General features: G+C 64.6%; 15 protein-coding genes. 5 read left to right on the top strand and 10 right to left on the bottom strand.

Annotated features, from left to right (window positions below; genetic code table 11):
- Window positions 1–20: 20 nt before the first annotated feature.
- From BLQ85_RS12455 to BLQ85_RS12465, 3 genes are all read left to right on the top strand, one after another.
- Window positions 21–1,118, top strand: coding sequence for a M14 family metallopeptidase (locus BLQ85_RS12455; protein WP_074577436.1), 1,098 nt, complete (start codon window positions 21–23; stop codon window positions 1,116–1,118).
- A 71-nt stretch (window positions 1,119–1,189) separates the two neighbouring features.
- A complete protein-coding gene (locus tag BLQ85_RS12460) occupies window positions 1,190–2,953 on the top strand; it encodes a sensor histidine kinase (protein WP_074577438.1) in 1,764 nt (587 codons plus the stop codon).
- A 161-nt stretch (window positions 2,954–3,114) separates the two neighbouring features.
- Window positions 3,115–3,480 carry a response regulator gene (locus BLQ85_RS12465; RefSeq protein WP_074577440.1) on the top strand — a complete coding sequence of 122 codons (366 nt, stop codon included), beginning with the start codon at window positions 3,115–3,117 and terminating at the stop codon, window positions 3,478–3,480.
- An 18-nt stretch (window positions 3,481–3,498) separates the two neighbouring features.
- Here the strand turns inward: BLQ85_RS12465 and BLQ85_RS12470 are convergent, their stop codons facing one another.
- Both BLQ85_RS12470 and ettA read right to left on the bottom strand, forming a co-directional pair.
- Window positions 3,499–4,035 (bottom strand): DUF1415 domain-containing protein, encoded by a 537-nt coding sequence (locus BLQ85_RS12470; protein WP_074577762.1) that lies wholly within the window; start codon window positions 4,033–4,035, stop codon window positions 3,499–3,501.
- 17 nt (window positions 4,036–4,052) lie between these two features.
- Window positions 4,053–5,714, bottom strand: a complete 1,662-nt coding sequence (ettA, locus tag BLQ85_RS12475; RefSeq protein ID WP_074577443.1) for an energy-dependent translational throttle protein EttA — start codon at window positions 5,712–5,714, stop codon at window positions 4,053–4,055.
- A gap of 368 nt (window positions 5,715–6,082) precedes the next feature.
- On the opposite strand from ettA, the gene BLQ85_RS12480 reads away from it, so the two are divergent.
- Complete coding sequence (locus BLQ85_RS12480; protein ID WP_074577446.1) at window positions 6,083–7,801, top strand: DEAD/DEAH box helicase; 1,719 nt, start codon at window positions 6,083–6,085, stop codon at window positions 7,799–7,801.
- A complete protein-coding gene (locus BLQ85_RS12485) occupies window positions 7,743–8,369 on the top strand; it encodes a Rossmann-fold NAD(P)-binding domain-containing protein (protein WP_371327280.1) in 627 nt (208 codons plus the stop codon). The genes BLQ85_RS12480 and BLQ85_RS12485 overlap by 59 nt, the downstream gene beginning before the upstream one ends.
- Before the next feature lie 10 nt (window positions 8,370–8,379).
- Here the strand turns inward: BLQ85_RS12485 and BLQ85_RS12490 are convergent, their stop codons facing one another.
- The 8 genes from BLQ85_RS12490 to BLQ85_RS12525 form a co-directional block, all read right to left on the bottom strand.
- The gene (locus BLQ85_RS12490) at window positions 8,380–9,129 is read right to left on the bottom strand and encodes a FadR/GntR family transcriptional regulator (RefSeq protein WP_074577450.1); all 750 of its coding nucleotides are present in this window, start codon (window positions 9,127–9,129) and stop codon (window positions 8,380–8,382) included.
- A gap of 9 nt (window positions 9,130–9,138) precedes the next feature.
- Window positions 9,139–9,522 (bottom strand): cupin domain-containing protein, encoded by a 384-nt coding sequence (locus BLQ85_RS12495; RefSeq protein ID WP_074577452.1) that lies wholly within the window; start codon window positions 9,520–9,522, stop codon window positions 9,139–9,141.
- 37 nt (window positions 9,523–9,559) lie between these two features.
- Window positions 9,560–10,606, bottom strand: coding sequence for an L-idonate 5-dehydrogenase (locus tag BLQ85_RS12500; protein WP_175456108.1), 1,047 nt, complete (start codon window positions 10,604–10,606; stop codon window positions 9,560–9,562).
- Window positions 10,607–10,639: 33 nt separating this feature from the next.
- On the bottom strand, window positions 10,640–11,407 hold the full coding sequence (locus BLQ85_RS12505) for a glucose 1-dehydrogenase (RefSeq protein ID WP_074577457.1): 768 nt from the start codon (window positions 11,405–11,407) through the stop codon (window positions 10,640–10,642).
- An 8-nt stretch (window positions 11,408–11,415) separates the two neighbouring features.
- Window positions 11,416–12,486: an ABC transporter ATP-binding protein gene (locus BLQ85_RS12510; protein WP_074577459.1), complete on the bottom strand. Its 1,071-nt coding sequence runs from the start codon at window positions 12,484–12,486 to the stop codon at window positions 11,416–11,418.
- Window positions 12,487–12,501: 15 nt separating this feature from the next.
- A complete protein-coding gene (locus BLQ85_RS12515; protein WP_074577461.1) occupies window positions 12,502–13,353 on the bottom strand; it encodes a carbohydrate ABC transporter permease in 852 nt (283 codons plus the stop codon).
- The gene (locus BLQ85_RS12520; RefSeq protein ID WP_074577463.1) at window positions 13,350–14,222 is read right to left on the bottom strand and encodes a carbohydrate ABC transporter permease; all 873 of its coding nucleotides are present in this window, start codon (window positions 14,220–14,222) and stop codon (window positions 13,350–13,352) included. Before BLQ85_RS12520 ends, BLQ85_RS12515 begins: the two co-directional genes overlap by 4 nt.
- Before the next feature lie 75 nt (window positions 14,223–14,297).
- The gene (locus BLQ85_RS12525; RefSeq protein ID WP_074577466.1) at window positions 14,298–15,674 is read right to left on the bottom strand and encodes an ABC transporter substrate-binding protein; all 1,377 of its coding nucleotides are present in this window, start codon (window positions 15,672–15,674) and stop codon (window positions 14,298–14,300) included.
- Window positions 15,675–15,740 lie beyond the last annotated feature (66 nt).

The raw sequence follows: 15,740 nt of genomic DNA on the forward strand, positions 1-15,740 counted from the left end.
CTGACCACGCCAACATCACCATGAATCCACACGCGGCTTTTTCGGCCAGCTACTCGGCTGCGCGCGCCAAATTCCTTGAGGCGGCCGCTGCCGCCGGCATGGCGCTTCGCGCCTACGAACACCCGCTCAAGGGCCGCGACGGCGAAACCCTGGCCATGGACGTGGCCCTGGACGGCTCGCCCGACGCCGAGCACCTCTTCATCGTCAGCAGCGCCTGCCACGGCGTCGAAGGCTATTGCGGCTCGGGCGTGCAGGTGTTTGCCGCGCGCGATGCCGAGTGGCGCGCCAAGGCCCGCGCCGGCGGCGTCGCAGTGCTCTACATCCATGCACTCAATCCCCACGGCTTCTCATACACGCGGCGCACCACCCACGAAAACGTGGACCTGAACCGTAACTTCCACGACTTCAGCCAGCCCCTGCCCGTCAACGAGGCTTACCGTGAGGTCCACGACCTGCTGCTGCCCGCCCAGTGGCCCCCCACGGACGACAACCAGACGGCCATCGCGGCCTACATCGACACCCACGGCGTCACGCGCTACCAGGCGGCGGTGTCGCAGGGGCAGCATGAATACGCCGACGGCATGTTCTTCGGCGGCACCGCGCCGAGCTGGAGCAACCAGACCCTGCGCGAGGTGCTGCGCACCTTCGGGCAGCGGGCCCGCCGCATCGCCTGGATGGACCTGCACACGGGCCTGGGGCCCAGCGGCCTGGGCGAGCGCATTTTTGCCTGCGACGACGATGCCGAGGCCCTGGCCCGCGCGCGCGCCTGGTGGGACGGCGGTGGTGCCACGCCCGTGACCTCCTTCCACGACGGCTCCTCGACCTCGGCCAAACTCACGGGCCTGATGTGGAGTGCCGTGTACGACGAATGCCCGCAGGCCGAATACACCGGCATGGCCATGGAATACGGAACCCTGCCCATCCTCGACATGATCGCCGCCCTGCGCGCCGACCACTGGCTGCATAAACACCCCGAAACGCCGCCCGAGGTGCAAGCGGCGATCAAGCGCCAGATGATGAACGCCTTTTATGTCGATACCGACGAATGGCGCACCCAGATCGTCGCGCAAGCGCGCCAGGCCATGTTCCAGACGGTGGACGGGCTGGGCTCGGCCTGAAGGCCACATAATGAGGCGTGGCGGCCCCGACCCGGGCGGCCGTCTTTCCACCCGAGCACGAAAGCCGCGCCATGCCGTCTGACGCCGACCTGCAACGCCAGCTCAAGCAGCTGCAAGAGCAATACCAGGCGCTGCTGGCCGACTACCGGGACCTGCAGCTTGAAAAGCAGAAGCAGGAAACCTCGGCCACTCTGTGGCTGGAGCAACGCACCCGCGAACTGCAGGCCGAGGCACGGGAGCAGAAAAAGGCCGAAACCCTGCAGCGGGTGTTTTACCGCATCGCCGAACGGGCGGCGGCGGACCTCTCCTTCTACGATTTCCTGCAGTCGGTGCACGGCCTGCTGGGCGAGCTGCTGTACGCGAAGAACTGCTACGTGTGCCTTTACGATGCGCAAAAGCAGCGCAAGGATTTCCCCTACTACGTGGACGAGCGCGACGGCGACACCCTGCAGCGCAGCAACGTACCCTACCGGCGCGGCCTGACCGAGTTCGTGCTGAGCACCGGCCGGCCGCAGATCATCGACGCCGCGCGGCTCAAGCTGCTGGAAGCCGGCGGCCAGGTGACCGAAGGCAGCGGCGACATGACCTTCAGTTCCTGGCTGGGCGTGCCCATGCACATACGCGGCGCCATAGGCGGCGTGCTGGCGGTGCAGGGCTATGAACCGGGCGTGGCCTACAGCGACACGGACGCCGACATCCTTTCCTTTGTCGCCAACCACGTGAGCAGCGCGATCGAGCGCTACCAGGCGCTGGACGAGCTGCGCAAATCGGAAGAACGCTACCGCACGGTGATTGAAAACGTCGGTGTCGGCGTGGTGGTGGTGCAGGACGACCGCATGGTGTTCGTCAACCCCAGCCTGGAGCGCATCGTGGGTCATCCGCGCGAATACCTGCTGTCCCAGCCTTACACGGCGACGGTCCATCCCGAGGACTTGCCGGTGATGCGCGAGCGTCATGAACGGCGCCTGCGCGGCGACGAGGTGGACTCGATGTACGGCTTTCGCGTCATCACCCAGTCCGGCGAGGTGCGCTCGCTGGAGCTTTCCGCCGTGAAGATCGAGTGGGGCAAGCGCGAGGCGACGCTGATCTTCGTGGTGGATGCCACGGCCCGCCTGCAGGCCGAACTCACGCAGCGCCAGACCCTGCAGCGGCAGACCGAGCTCAACGACATGAAGTCGCGCTTCATCTCGGTGGCCTCGCACGAATTCCGCACGCCGCTGGCCTTCATCCTGTCGTCGGCGGAGCTGCTCAAGCACTACGGCGACCGCCTGCCCGAACCCGAAAAAGCCGATGTCATCGCCACCATAGAAACCGGTGTGCGGCGCATGACCCAGATGCTGGACCGTGTATTGCTGCTGGGCAAGGTGGAGGCGCAGATGCTGGAGTTCCAACCGGCGCAGGTCAATCTCCAGGTACTTTGCCAGGACCTGGTCGAGGACGCCCGCATCCAGCACTCGGAGGCAGGCTGCGAACTGGCCCTGGAATTCGAGGCCTGGCCGGCAACCGGGCTTTTTGATGAAAAGCTGCTGCGCCATATTTTCGGCAACCTGCTCTCCAACGCCATCAAATACTCGCAGCAAGGCGGGAAAATCCTGTTTCGGGTCTCCTCGTCGGAGGGACGGGTGGCTTTCGAGGTGTCGGACCAGGGCATAGGCATTCCGGCCGAAGAGCTTCCCCACCTGTTCGAGTGGTTCCACCGCGCCAGCAATGTCGGCGAGATCCAGGGCACGGGCCTGGGGTTGGCCATCGTGAAAAACTCCGTCGACCTGCATGGCGGCCGCATCGAGGTCGCCAGCGTGGTGGGCCAGGGCACGCGCTTTACCGTCACGATTTAAGGCGGCGAAACCGGCCCCGAATCGGCCCAAAATCGGCCCAAAACCGGGGCAAGGCTATAAGATGGGCATCAAGCCAGGCCAGCGGAGCAGCCCGTGGCTTGGCGGCTCAGGGAAATCCGCCCCTCAACAATGACAGCCGGGGCCCTCGCTACGAAAGAACCATGGCGCGCATTCTGGTGATTGAAGATGAGTCCCATATCCGGGACAACCTGCTGCGCTTCGTCCGGCTCGAGGGCCACGAAGGCCTGGGAGCGTCGGACGGCGGCGCCGGCCTGCAGCTGGCCCGCGAGCAGCGGCCGGACCTGATTTTCTGCGACGTGATGATGCCGCAGATGAGCGGCATTGAAGTGCTGGCCGCGCTGCAGGCGGAACCCGCGCTCAGGCAAGTGCCTCTGGTGTTCCTGTCGGCCAGTGCCGAGTCGGAGCGGCTCGAGGAAGCCCTGCGCCTGGGCGCCAGCGCCTATGTGACCAAACCCTTTAATTTCGCCCAGCTGCAGGCGGTGCTCAAGCAATACCTGCCCAAGTAGCCGGCTGCGGCCGGAAGGCTACAGGCCCAGCGCCTTCCAGCCCTGGTGGCCCAGTTTTTCGAGCACCTCGATGTTCTGCTCGAAAATCGCTTCGGCCTCGGGAAAGGCCTCCACGGCCCGCTCCACGCTGTCCTCGCGCAGCAAATGCAGGATGGCAAAAGGCGCGCGGTTGGTGTAGTTGCCGATGTCGTCAGGCTCGGTGCCCTCAAACTGGAAACGCGGGTGAAAGCTGGCCAGCTGGATCACACCCTCCAGGCCATGCTCGTCCACCACGCCTTCGGCAATTTCCAGGAAGTCGTTGAAGTCCAGGAAATCCTCGAACAGCGTGGGATGGATCAGCAGCGTGGTGTCGACCTCTTCGGCCGGCGTGGCGGCCAGCAGGTCCAGCTCGCGGTCCAGTTCTTCCAGCAGGTCGTCCGCATGCCGGGCATGGCTAACCACCAGGCGCACCTGGTTCTTGACATAAACCGCCTTCGCAAACGGGCACAGGTTGAGCCCGATCACGGCTTTTTCGAGCCACAAGCGGGTTTTGTCCAGAACCTCCTGGTCTGTCATGGCGAAGCTTCCCAAACCTAGTGCAGAGCCTTGAAGCGCACGCGCTTGGGCTTGGCGCCTTCTTCACCGAGACGCTTCTTCTTGTCGGCCTCGTACTCCTGGTAGTTGCCGTTGAAGAAGGTCCACTGGCTGTCGCCTTCGGCGGCCAGGATGTGGGTCGCGATGCGGTCCAGGAACCAGCGATCGTGGCTGATTACCAGCACCGAGCCGGCGAACTCGAGCAAGGCGTCTTCGAGCGCGCGCAGGGTTTCCACGTCCAGGTCGTTCGAGGGTTCGTCAAGCATCAGCACGTTGCCGCCCGCGATCAGGGTTTTGGCCAGGTGCAAACGCCCGCGCTCGCCGCCCGACAGCATGCCGACGCGCTTTTGCTGGTCGGCGCCGTTGAAATTGAAACGGCCGGCATAGGCGCGGCTGGGCATGGTGAACTTGCCGACAGTCAGCATGTCCAGGCCGCCGGAAATGTCTTCCCAGACGGTTTTGTCATTGGCCAGGTCGTCGCGGTGCTGGTCGACGAAGGCCATGCGCGCGGTCTTGCCGATGGCGACTTCTCCGCTGTCGGGCTGCTCCTTGCCGGCGATCAGCTTGAACAGCGTGGACTTGCCCGCGCCGTTGGGGCCGATGATGCCGACGATGGCGCCCGCGGGCACCTGGAAGCTCAGGTTGTCGATCAGCAGGCGGTCGCCGAAGGACTTGCTGACGTTCTTGAACTCGATGACCTCATTGCCCAGGCGCTCGGCCACGGGAATGAAAATTTCCTGGGTTTCGTTGCGCTGCTGGTATTCGTAGTCGGAGAGTTCCTCGAAACGGGCCAGGCGCGACTTGCTCTTGGCCTGGCGCGCCTTGGGGTTCTGGCGCGACCATTCGAGTTCCTTCTTCAGGGCCTTGGCGCGGGCTTCCTCGCCCTTTTGCTCCTGCGCCAGGCGCTCGCCCTTCTGGTCCAGCCAGCTGCTGTAGTTGCCCTTCCAGGGGATGCCGTGGCCGCGGTCCAGTTCCAGGATCCACTCGGCGGCGTTGTCCAGGAAGTAGCGGTCGTGGGTGATGGCCACCACGGTGCCCGAAAAACGCTGCAGGAACTGCTCCAGCCAGTCCACCGATTCGGCATCCAGGTGGTTGGTCGGCTCGTCAAGCAGCAGCATGTCGGGCTTGGACAGCAGCAGGCTGCACAGGGCCACGCGGCGTTTTTCACCGCCCGAGAGCACGCCGATCTTGGCGTCCCAGGGCGGCAGGCGCAGCGCGTCGGCGGCGATTTCAAGCTGGTGCTCGGAATCGGTGCCGGCCGTGGCGATGATGGCTTCCAGGCGGGCCTGCTCGGCCGCCAGCGCGTCGAAATCGGCATCGGGCTCGCCGTAGGCCGTGTACACGGCTTCAAGCTGGGCCTTGGCGGCAAACACCGCGCCCATGCCGGCTTCCACGCTCTCGCGCACCGTATGCTCGGGGTCTAGCTTGGGCTCCTGCGGCAGGTAGCCGATATTCAGGCCCGGCATGGGGGTGGCTTCGCCCTCGATTTCGGTATCCAGGCCGGCCATGATCTTGAGCAGCGTGGACTTGCCGGAACCGTTGGTGCCCAGCACGCCGATCTTGGCCCCCGGAAAGAAGCTGAGCGACACCTCCTTGAGGATATGGCGCTTGGGCGGCACGATTTTGCCGACCTTGTTCATGGTAAATACGTACTGAGCCATCGGGATTTACTTTGCTAAAGATGAAAAAACAATGCGGGAAACGGGTTGCCTGCCGCCTGTAAACGCTATTTTTACAGGCTACCGGCAGTTTCCTGCGAGCTGGAACGACACGCCGCGCCCGGGGGCGCAAACGCCTTTTGAAGGGACGTGTTTTTCTGCGTGAATGCCCCATTATCGTTGCTGTGCGACAATACAGGGGTTGCTGGCTCCAGTTGCCTTCAACATTTGGGCACATCCGGGTACCGCTTCAAGTGGCTGCTTACGATGTTTTCGGCCCGACTTTCTGACCCCATCTGCCTTTGACTGGCGGGTTGCCTTCCAACAGGGCGCCCAACAGGCCGATCCAAAGCGCCCTACGGCGCCACATCATGACATTTGAAGAATTGAACCTGGCCCCGGCCATTCTGAAGGCCGTGCTCGAGCAGGGCTACGACACACCCACCCCCATCCAGGCCCAGGCGATCCCCGCCGTGCTCAAGGGTGTTGACCTGCTGGGCGGCGCCCAGACCGGCACCGGCAAGACCGCGGCTTTCACGCTGCCCCTGCTGCAGCGCCTGTCCACCGAAGCGCGCCTGACCAATCGCCGCGGCGTCAACGCCGTGCGCGCCCTGATCATGACCCCCACCCGCGAACTCGCGGCCCAGGTCGAGGAAAGCGTGCGCACCTACGGCAAATACACCGACCTCACCTCCATGGTGATGTTCGGCGGCGTCGGCATGGGCGCCCAGATCGAAAAACTGCGCCGCGGCGTGGACATCCTGGTCGCCACCCCCGGCCGCCTGCTGGACCACGCGAGCCAGGGCACGCTGGACCTGAGCCAGGTGCAGATCCTGGTGCTGGACGAAGCCGACCGCATGCTGGACATGGGCTTCATCCACGACATCAAGAAGGTGCTGGCCCTGGTGCCCAAACAAAAGCAGTCGCTGCTGTTCAGCGCGACCTTCAGCGATGAAATCCGCGAACTGGCCAACGGCCTGCTCAAGAACCCCGAATCCATCCAGGTCACGCCGCGCAACACCACGGTGCAGCGCATCACGCAGACCATACACCCCGTCGGCCGGGCCAAGAAAAAAGGCCTGCTGACCCACATCATCAATGAGCACAACTGGAGCCAGGTGCTGGTGTTCACGCGCACCAAGTTCGGCGCCAACAACGTGGCCGAACACCTGACCAAGCACGGCATCCCCGCAATGGCGCTGCACGGCAACAAGAGCCAGACGGCCCGCACGCAGGCGCTGGCCGATTTCAAGAGCGGCACGATACGCGCCCTGGTCGCCACCGACATCGCCGCCCGCGGCATCGACATCGACGAGCTGCCGCACGTGGTCAACTACGAAATCCCCAACGTCAGCGAAGACTATGTGCACCGTATTGGCCGCACCGGCCGCGCGGGCAACAGCGGTGAAGCCGTCAGCCTGGTCTGCCTCGATGAGGAAGGCTTCATGCAGGACATCGAGCGCTTCACCAAGCAGAACATCGAAAAAATCATCGTCCCCGGTTTTGAAGCCGAGCCCGGCGAACGCGCCGAGCCGCTAGCCATGGGCCGCCAGACCATCTGGGGCGGCCTGGGCAAGCCGCCCAGCCGCGAAGTGATGCAGGCCGCCGCCAAGGCCGCCCGCACCGAGATGATGCAGCGCATCCGCGACACCAAGGGAGCCCAGCCCGCGCGCGGCGGCAACGGCGGCGGCAACAACGGTGGCGGCCGCGGGCGCGGCCCCGCCGGCGGCGGCAATGGTGGCGGCAATGGCAGCGGCCGCGGCCCGCGCACTCCCAACCCCGGCCAGCCACGCCAGGCTTCGGGTTATTCCCAGAACGGCCAGCCGCCACGGCAGGCCCAGGCGCCACGCCAGCGCGACGAGCAGCAGCCGCGCGCCCCCCGCAACGAGTCCAGGGAGCCACGCAATGACTTCGACGACCGCCAACCCGCCAGCCACGCCTCCTCAGGCTTCCCCTCCTCCGGCCAGCCTACGGGCGGCAACCGGGGCAACTACCGCGGCAACCGCTCCGGCGGCGGCGCGGGTGGCTCTGGTGGCCGGGGCAACGGGCCTCGTCGGCCGGGCGGTCCTGGATCTTTTACTGGCCGATAAGCGCTATTCGGCGGTCCACTGCGTGGGCCGCCGCGCACCAGCCCGGCACGACGGCCGGCTGGCCGTGCACCTGGTCGATTCTTTCGCCGGTTTCAAGGCCCCGCCGGTGGACGATGTCTTCATCGCGCTGGGAACCACCATCAAGACGGCAGGCAGCCGCGCGGCCTTCAGGGCGGTGGATTTCGACGCCGTGCTGGCCGTGGCCCGTGCAGGCCGCGATGCCGGCGCCACTCGCCTGGGCCTGGTCAGCGCCATGGGCGCCGATCCGAATTCCATGCTCTTCTACACCCGCGTCAAGGGCGAGGCCGAGCAAGCGCTTTCGCAGCTCGGTTTTTCCACGCTGGTGGTGCTGCGGCCGTCATTTCTGGCGGGCGACCGGGAATCGCTGGGCCAGCCCTTGCGCGGCGGTGAAAAACTGGCGATCAATCTTTCAAGACGCCTCAGCCGCGTGATACCACTGAACTACCAGTCCATTTCGGCGGACAGCGTCGCGCGCACGCTGGTCGAGGAAGTGGCTGCTCGCCAGGGACATCACGTAATCCTGTCCGGCGACATGCAGCAGCGCTAGCAGCCTCTCCTCAGGCCGCCTTGAGCTGCTTGGCCGGATTACTCAGTTTCGGTAGCCGCCGCCGCGAACCGAGCACCAGTTCGATATCCTCACGCGCGCCGTCGATCAGCACCAGGATTGCCTTTTCGGCCTTGGCCGGGTTGCGGGCGATTACCGCATCCAGCACCGCCCGGTGCAGCGGCAAGGAGCGCTTGGGGCCGTCCTTGCGGATGGTGGAAATTTCAAAGCTGGTGCGCAGCAAGGCGCTCAACGCCTTGCTCATCTGGATCAGCATGCGGTTGTGCGCGGAGCGCAGCAAGCCCTGGTGAAAACGCAGGTCGTAGGTGACGTAGTCGCCGCCGCCTTCCACGGCGCGCTTCATGCCGGCATAGGCGTCCTCGATCTCGGCAATCTCTTGCGCGGTGGCGCGCTCGGCGGCCATGCGCACGGCGGCGGGCTCCACCAGGCGCCGCAACTCCAGCAGGTCGCGCAAAAATTCGGGTGTGATGCCGGCCTTGGCCTTCCAGGCAATGACATCGGGGTCGAACCAGTTCCAGTGCTCCTCGGTCAGCACGCGGGTGCCGACCTTGGGGCCGGTGGTGACCAGGCCCTTGGCGATCAGCGACTTGACCGCTTCGCGCACCACTGTGCGGCTCACGCCCAGTTCCTCGCAGAGCACCGGCTCCGGCGGCATGGACATGCCGGCGGCATAACGGCCCGCGACGATGGCTTCCCCGATATGGTCTACCGTGTTGCCGTGGACGTTTTTCATGGTGGCCATGGCGTGCCTTCAGCCCCGCACAAACAGCGTGACCAGCGGGTCCGGCCCCACCTGGCGGCTCCAGTGGCCGTGCAGGGCCGGGTCGAAGGTGGCGCCGGCCGGCAGCACGTCGGCCGAGTAGAAATGCTGGCCCGGCTTGAAGATGCGCGAGACCCCGCCCTGCAGGCCGATCTCCATCTCGCCGCCCAGAATGAACACCCATTGCGGATTCGGCGTGCAATGGAACTGGCTGCGAAAGCCCAAAGGGCTGTGGCGCAGCTGGTAGCCGCCCGAGGCGAACACTTCCGACAGCATGGCCTGCGGCGAGCCTTCGCCCAGCGGGATGGCCTCTTCGCGAAATCTGGCGCGGCCGTCGGTATCGGTGTAAAGAATGACTTTGGAGAAAACGGTCACAAGGGACTCCGGTGAATGACGGTAAAAAGCAGGCGCCTCATGAAGCTTCGCCGCCAAAGGCGATCTGCACCTTCATGGATTGGCGCTTGTCGCCGGCGAGTGTAAAGGCATGCGTGGCCTGGTCGAAGGCGACGATGTCGGTGATGACAGGCCGGCCGTCTATCAGGCGCTGGTTCAGGAAAGCCACCGCCACGGCGAATTCAGGGTGAAAGCGGAAGGTGCCGCGCAGCTCCAGCTCCTTGGCGACCAGGGTGTTGAGCGGCAGCGAGACATTGCCGCCCAGGCCCACCGTCACGATGACGCCGCGCGGCGCCACCACATCCAGGCCGGCAACCAGGGCTTTTTCATTGCCCGAGGCCTCGAACATCACGTCGAACTGCCCCTTGCCGGCGGCAAAGGCCGCCAGGCCGTCCGGCTCCTGGGCCAGGTTGATGGTCTGGTCTGCGCCCATCTTTTTGGCGCAGGCCAGGGGAAGCTCGGCGATATCGGCCGCGACGATGCGGGCCGCGCCCGCGCGGCGCAGGCCGGCGATCAGCAAGGCGCCTATGGGGCCGCAGCCGGTGACCAGCACCTGTTTGCCGAACACCGAGCCGGCGCGCGAAATCGCGTGCAGGCCCACCGACAAAGGCTCGGCCAGCGCGGCCTCGGACAGCGGCAGGTCGTCGGCCACGGGATGCGCCTGCGCGGCCTCGATGACCAGGGTTTCACGGAAAGCGCCCTGGATGTGCGGAAAGCGCATCGCGCTGCCATAAAAGCGCATGTCCATGCAGTGGTTGTGCAGGCCCTGCTGGCAAAAGCGGCAGGCGCCGCAAGGCCGCGAGGGCGAAATCGCGATGCGCTGGCCGGCGCGCAGGCCGCTGACCTCGCTGCCCACGGCCTCGACCACGCCCGACACCTCATGGCCCAGCACCATGGGCTCCTTGATGCGCACCGTGCCGAAGCCGCCGTGCTGGAAGTAATGCAGGTCCGAGCCGCAAATACCGCCGTAGGCCACCCGCACCCTCAGCTGCTGCGGGCCCAGGATTTCGGTGTCCAGCGCGTCAAGGCGCAGGTCTAGGGGCGCATGACAGACAAGTCCACGCATGATGTTTCTCCCTGGTTGCGAGGAACGGCGGCGTCACAAAGTCGCCGTCACCCCGCCGTCGACATACAAAACATGGCCGTTGACAAAGCTGGAGGCATCACTGGCCAGGAACACGGCCGCGCCGGCCAGCTCGGCCACGTCACCCCAGCGCCTGCTGGGCGTGCGCCCCGTGAGCCAGGCGCTGAACTGTTCGTCAGCCACCAATTTTTCGGTGAGTTCGGTCTTGAAGTAGCCGGGCCCGAGGCCGTTGACCTGGATGCCGTGAGGGCCCCAGTCGATCGCCATGCCCTTGGTCAGCATCTTGACCGCGCCCTTGCTGGCCATATAGGGCGCGATGTTGGGGCGTCCCAGCTCGCTTTGCACCGAGCAGATGTTGATGATCTTGCCCTTGCCGCGCGTGATCATTTTCCGGGCGACCGCCTGCCCGACAAAAAAGACGCTGTCGACATTGGTGCGCATCAGCTCATGCCAGTCCTGCGCGGGGAAATCCTGCAGGGCCATGCGCCTTTGCATGCCGGCGTTGTTGACGAGGATGTCTATGCCGCCCAGCGTGCCCTCGATGTCCTCCACCGCCGCCTGCACCGCGGCGGCGTCGGTGACGTCAAAACCGCGTGTGTGAACGGTCAGGCCCTCCTCGCGCAGCACGCCGGCCGCCTGCTCCAGCTTGGCGCTGTCGCGGCCGTTGAGCACCAGGGTGGCTCCCGCCTGCCCCAGACCGCGCGCCAAGGCGAAACCGATGCCGCCCGAAGAGCCGGTCACTAGCGCAAGGCGCCCGTCAAGCCTGAAGGAATTCACAACCATGGATGGCCTCAATCCAGGCGGGCGCCGCTGGCATCGTCAAACACGTGGGTTTTGCCGGCCGCGATGTCCAGGTGCACGATCTCGTCGGGGCGCACCGCCGTGCGGCCGTGCATCACCACGATGACCTTGGCGCCACCCACCTCAAGCAGCAACTCGGTTTCGGCGCCGGTGGGCTCGACCACAATGACCTTGGCCGGAATGCCCTGTCCGGTGGCGGACAGCGACAGGTCGCCGGGCCGCACGCCGTAGTGCACGTGCTGGCCGTCCTGCGCCTGGGCAATCTGGCCTATGGGCCACTGGTGGCCCTCGGCCTCCACCCAGGCCCGGCCGCCCTCCTTGCGCAAAACGCCCTTAAGGATATTCATGGCGGGCGAGCCAATGAATTGCGCGACAAACAGGTTGCCGGGCCGGTCGAACAGCTCCAGGGGCGTGCCTATCTGCTCGATGATGCCGTCATGCATGACCACGATGCGGTCGGCCATGGTCATGGCCTCGATCTGGTCGTGTGTGACGTAGACAGTGGTGGTTTTCAGGCGCTGGTGCAGGGCCTTGATTTCGGCGCGCATGGCCACGCGCAGCTTGGCGTCCAGGTTGGACAGCGGCTCGTCGAACAGGAAGACCTTGGGGTCGCGCACAATGGCCCGCCCCATGGCCACGCGCTGGCGCTGCCCGCCCGAGAGCTCGCGCGGAAAGCGGTCCAGCAGCGGGTCCAGGTTCAGGATGCGCGCGGCATCGCCTACGCGCTTGTTGGTGAGTTCGGCATCGGCCTTGCGCAGCTTCAGGCTGAAAGCCATGTTGTCGCGCACCGTCATGTGCGGGTACAGCGCGTAGCTCTGGAACACCATCGCGATGTCGCGGTCCTTGGAGTCGAGTTCGTTGATGACCTTGCCGTCGATCGACATCTCGCCGCCGCTGATTTCCTCCAGCCCGGCCAGCATGCGCAGCAGCGTGGACTTGCCGCAACCCGAGGGGCCCACCAGCACGACGAACTCGCCGTCGGAGATGTCGAAGCTGATGCCGTGAATGATCTTGACCTTGCCGAAGGCCTTCTCAATATTGCGAAACGATACAGAAGCCATGTGGTATTTCCCGGGTCAGCTCTTCACGGCACCGGCTGTGAGGCCCGACACCATATAGCGTTTGAAAGCGTAATAAATTGCCGCCGGAGGCAGCGCGTAGATCAGGCCGGTGGCCATCAGCAGTTCCCACGGCGAGTCGTCGGCGGCGAGGAAATTGCCCAGCGCCACCGCCAGCGTCACGCTGGTGTCCCTGGACAGCAGCAGGAAGGCGTAGAGGTATTCGTTCCAGGCCAGCAACAGCGCATAGGTGCCGACCGCCACCAGCGAGGGCACCATCAGCGGCAGGTAGACCAGCCGGAACAGCTGCATGGCCGTGGCACCGTCCATGCGGGCTGCTTCATCAAGCTCGTAAGGCAGCTTGTCGGAAGCCTGCTTGAGCACCCAGATGCAATAGGGCGAAGCGATGGTCACCATGGCCAGGATCAGCGACCACTGGTGGTTCAGCATGCCGTAATTGCCCATGGTCTTGTACATGGGAACGGCCAGGAAAGCGGCGGGGATGAAGTAGGTAAACAGCGCCATGTTCATCACCGTACGGCCGCCGCGCACCTTGAGCCGGCTGATGGCAAAGGCCGCGGTGGTGGAGACCACCAGCGTCAGCACCCCCACTGACAGCGCGATCACCAGCGAGTTGCCCAGTTGCACCCAGAAGTGGTCGAGGTAGAAATGCTTTTGCCAGAACACCGTCTCGAAGTTGTCCAGCGTGGGTTTTTTGGGCCAGAGCCGCCCGGTGGTGGCCTCGTTGCGCGGCGAGATCGCGAACAGCACCATGTGGTAGATCGGGATCAGCGTCCACAGCAGGACCGGGATGCCGACCAGCAGCAGCCTGGCCTCCCGGGTGACCGAACGCAGTGTGACGCGGCTCATTTGGACAACCTTTTCATCATGAAGTACACCAGCGGCAGCACCAGGGGCAGGGCCACGACGATGGAGGCCAGGGACAGGTCGACCTGGTCCAGGCGCAGGTAGCGGATGCCCAGCGTGGCCAGCACATGCGTGAGGTCGGCCGGCCCGCCGCCTGTCAGCAGGTAGACGCTGTTGAAGTCGCCCAGCGTCCAGATCATGGACAGGATGGTCGAGGTCAGGTATAGCGAGCGCATGGACGGCCAGGTGATGAAGCGGAATTTCTGCCACACCGTAGCGCCGTCCACCGAGGCCGCTTCATACTGCTCGGCGGGAATCGCCATGCGCCCGGCCAGCAGGATCAGCGTCCAGAAAGGCAGGGATTTCCAGATGTGCGCCAGCATGGAAAACGACAGGGCCAGCGTCGGGTCATTGAGCCAGTTGGGGCCGTCTATGCCCGTGGCCTTGAAAATCAGGGTGTTGATGACGCCCCACTCGGGGTTGAGCATGAAGCGCATCGACAGAATGGTCGGAATCGAGGGCACGGCCCAGGGCAGGATAAAAATCACCGACAGCGCCTTGATCCACCAGCGCGTGTTCAGGAAAAATCCCGACAGGAACAGCGCTACCACCATCTTGAGGTTCACCGCCACGACGATGAACACCACCGTGTTGATCAGCGAGCGGAAAAAGATCGGGTCGGCAAACAGCCTGACATAGCTGTCCGGATGGCGTGCCAGCCACAGGCCGTAGCCCACGGGGTAGATCACGAAAACCAGGAAGATCAGCAGGTAGGGAACGACCAGCGCGAGTCCCCACTTCTCCCACGAAGTCATGGCGGCGCGCTCGGCACGCACCGAAGGGGCGGCCTGTTGGATGGTTGCAGTGCTCATGCTTTGCTTTGTTGACGCGCGCCGCTACCCCGGAAATCGGGGCGGGCGGCGCGGCTTTCTTCAGTCGGTCAGCGCTCAGTTCGCCACGGTCTTGATGCGGGCGATCATTTCGTCAACGGCCTTGTCCACCGGCATCTTTTCATTGATCACGCGGTTGGCCGCCTTGGCCCAGACGTTCTCGTTGTTCAGGATGGTGAACTTGTAGTTCTTGGTGAACTCGAAGTTGACGGTTCCGGCGGTGAACTGGTTGTAAACCGACAGCCTGTGCGCATCGGCTTTCCAGAAGGGACGCTGCTGCGCGGTCTTGGTCACCGGGAACCAGCGGCCCAGCGAGCCCTCCACATAAGGCGTGAGGTTCTCTTCCTGCATCAGGAAGGACACGAATTCCTTGGCGCGGGCCTTGTTCTTGGCCTGGTTGAACACCACACCCACCTTGACGGCGGCGCGGTACACCATCTTGCTGCCGTCGGGTTTGTTCGGGAAGCCCGCGGTGCGGATGCGCTCGGTGTAGTTCTTTTTCGCGGTCTCGCGGTCTTCCGGCTTGAGCGACGCGTTGTTCATGTCGTCCAGCCATTTCGCGGCGATGGAAATCGTGGCGTTATGGGTCAGGATGGTGGTCTTGTTGTGGAAGGCGACGTTGTTGTCAGGGTCCTTCCAGCTGGTGGACGAGGGCGGCGTGCAGCCCTTGGCGTAGGGCTGGGTGTAGTCCGTCAGCGCGCTGATCAGGCCCGCACGCACCTGCGGATCGTCGACCAGCAGCTTGCCGCTGTCGCTCACCAGCTTGACGTTGTAGGCGTCCATAAAGGTCAGGAAGGAGTAGAACGAGTCGCTCGAATCCACGCCCAGCGGCTGGCCTATGCCGAAGGTGCGGTTGCCGGTTTTCTGGCGGTGCGCGGGCTGCACCTTGTCGCACCAGAACGACCAGTAGTCCTTCCAGGCCGTCGGAATGTCCGACTCCTTGAAGCCGGCTTCGTTGAGCATGTCCACCCAGTACTCGATGTGCATGGTCTGCTGCTTCATCGGGAAGGCGTAATAGGCCCGGGTCTTGGTGGCATCGTTATAGAGGAAGGCGGTCTCCACCGTGTTGGGCGCGAAACGCGCGCGCATGGGGTTGATCACGCTGCTGATGTCTTCAAGCTTGCCGTCGAAGGCCCACTTGCCGGCGACCTGGAAGTCATAGACGTCGGCATAGGCCACGTCGGGCGGGCTGCCGGAGTCGAGCGCGGCAACGGTTTTCGGGATCATGTCCTGCACGGGGTACTGCGAGAGCTCGACCTTCACGCCCTTGTGTTTTTCCTCGTACTTCTTGATCGCGGCGAACAGCGCATCGTCTTCGGCTTTGTAAAAGCCCTTGACCCACCAGACGGTGAGCTTTTCCTGGGCGGCGGCCTGCCCCGCCGATATGAGGCCTGCCGCGACCATCGCGGCGGCCAGGATTGTCTTGAGTCTCATTTGTCTTGTCTCCTCTGCGGGTGGGTTGTTGAACTGCAAAAACTCGTCGCCAATGCGCTCTCGGAC

Source organism: Polaromonas sp. JS666 (assembly GCF_900103405.1).
GTDB lineage: Bacteria > Pseudomonadota > Gammaproteobacteria > Burkholderiales > Burkholderiaceae_C > Polaromonas.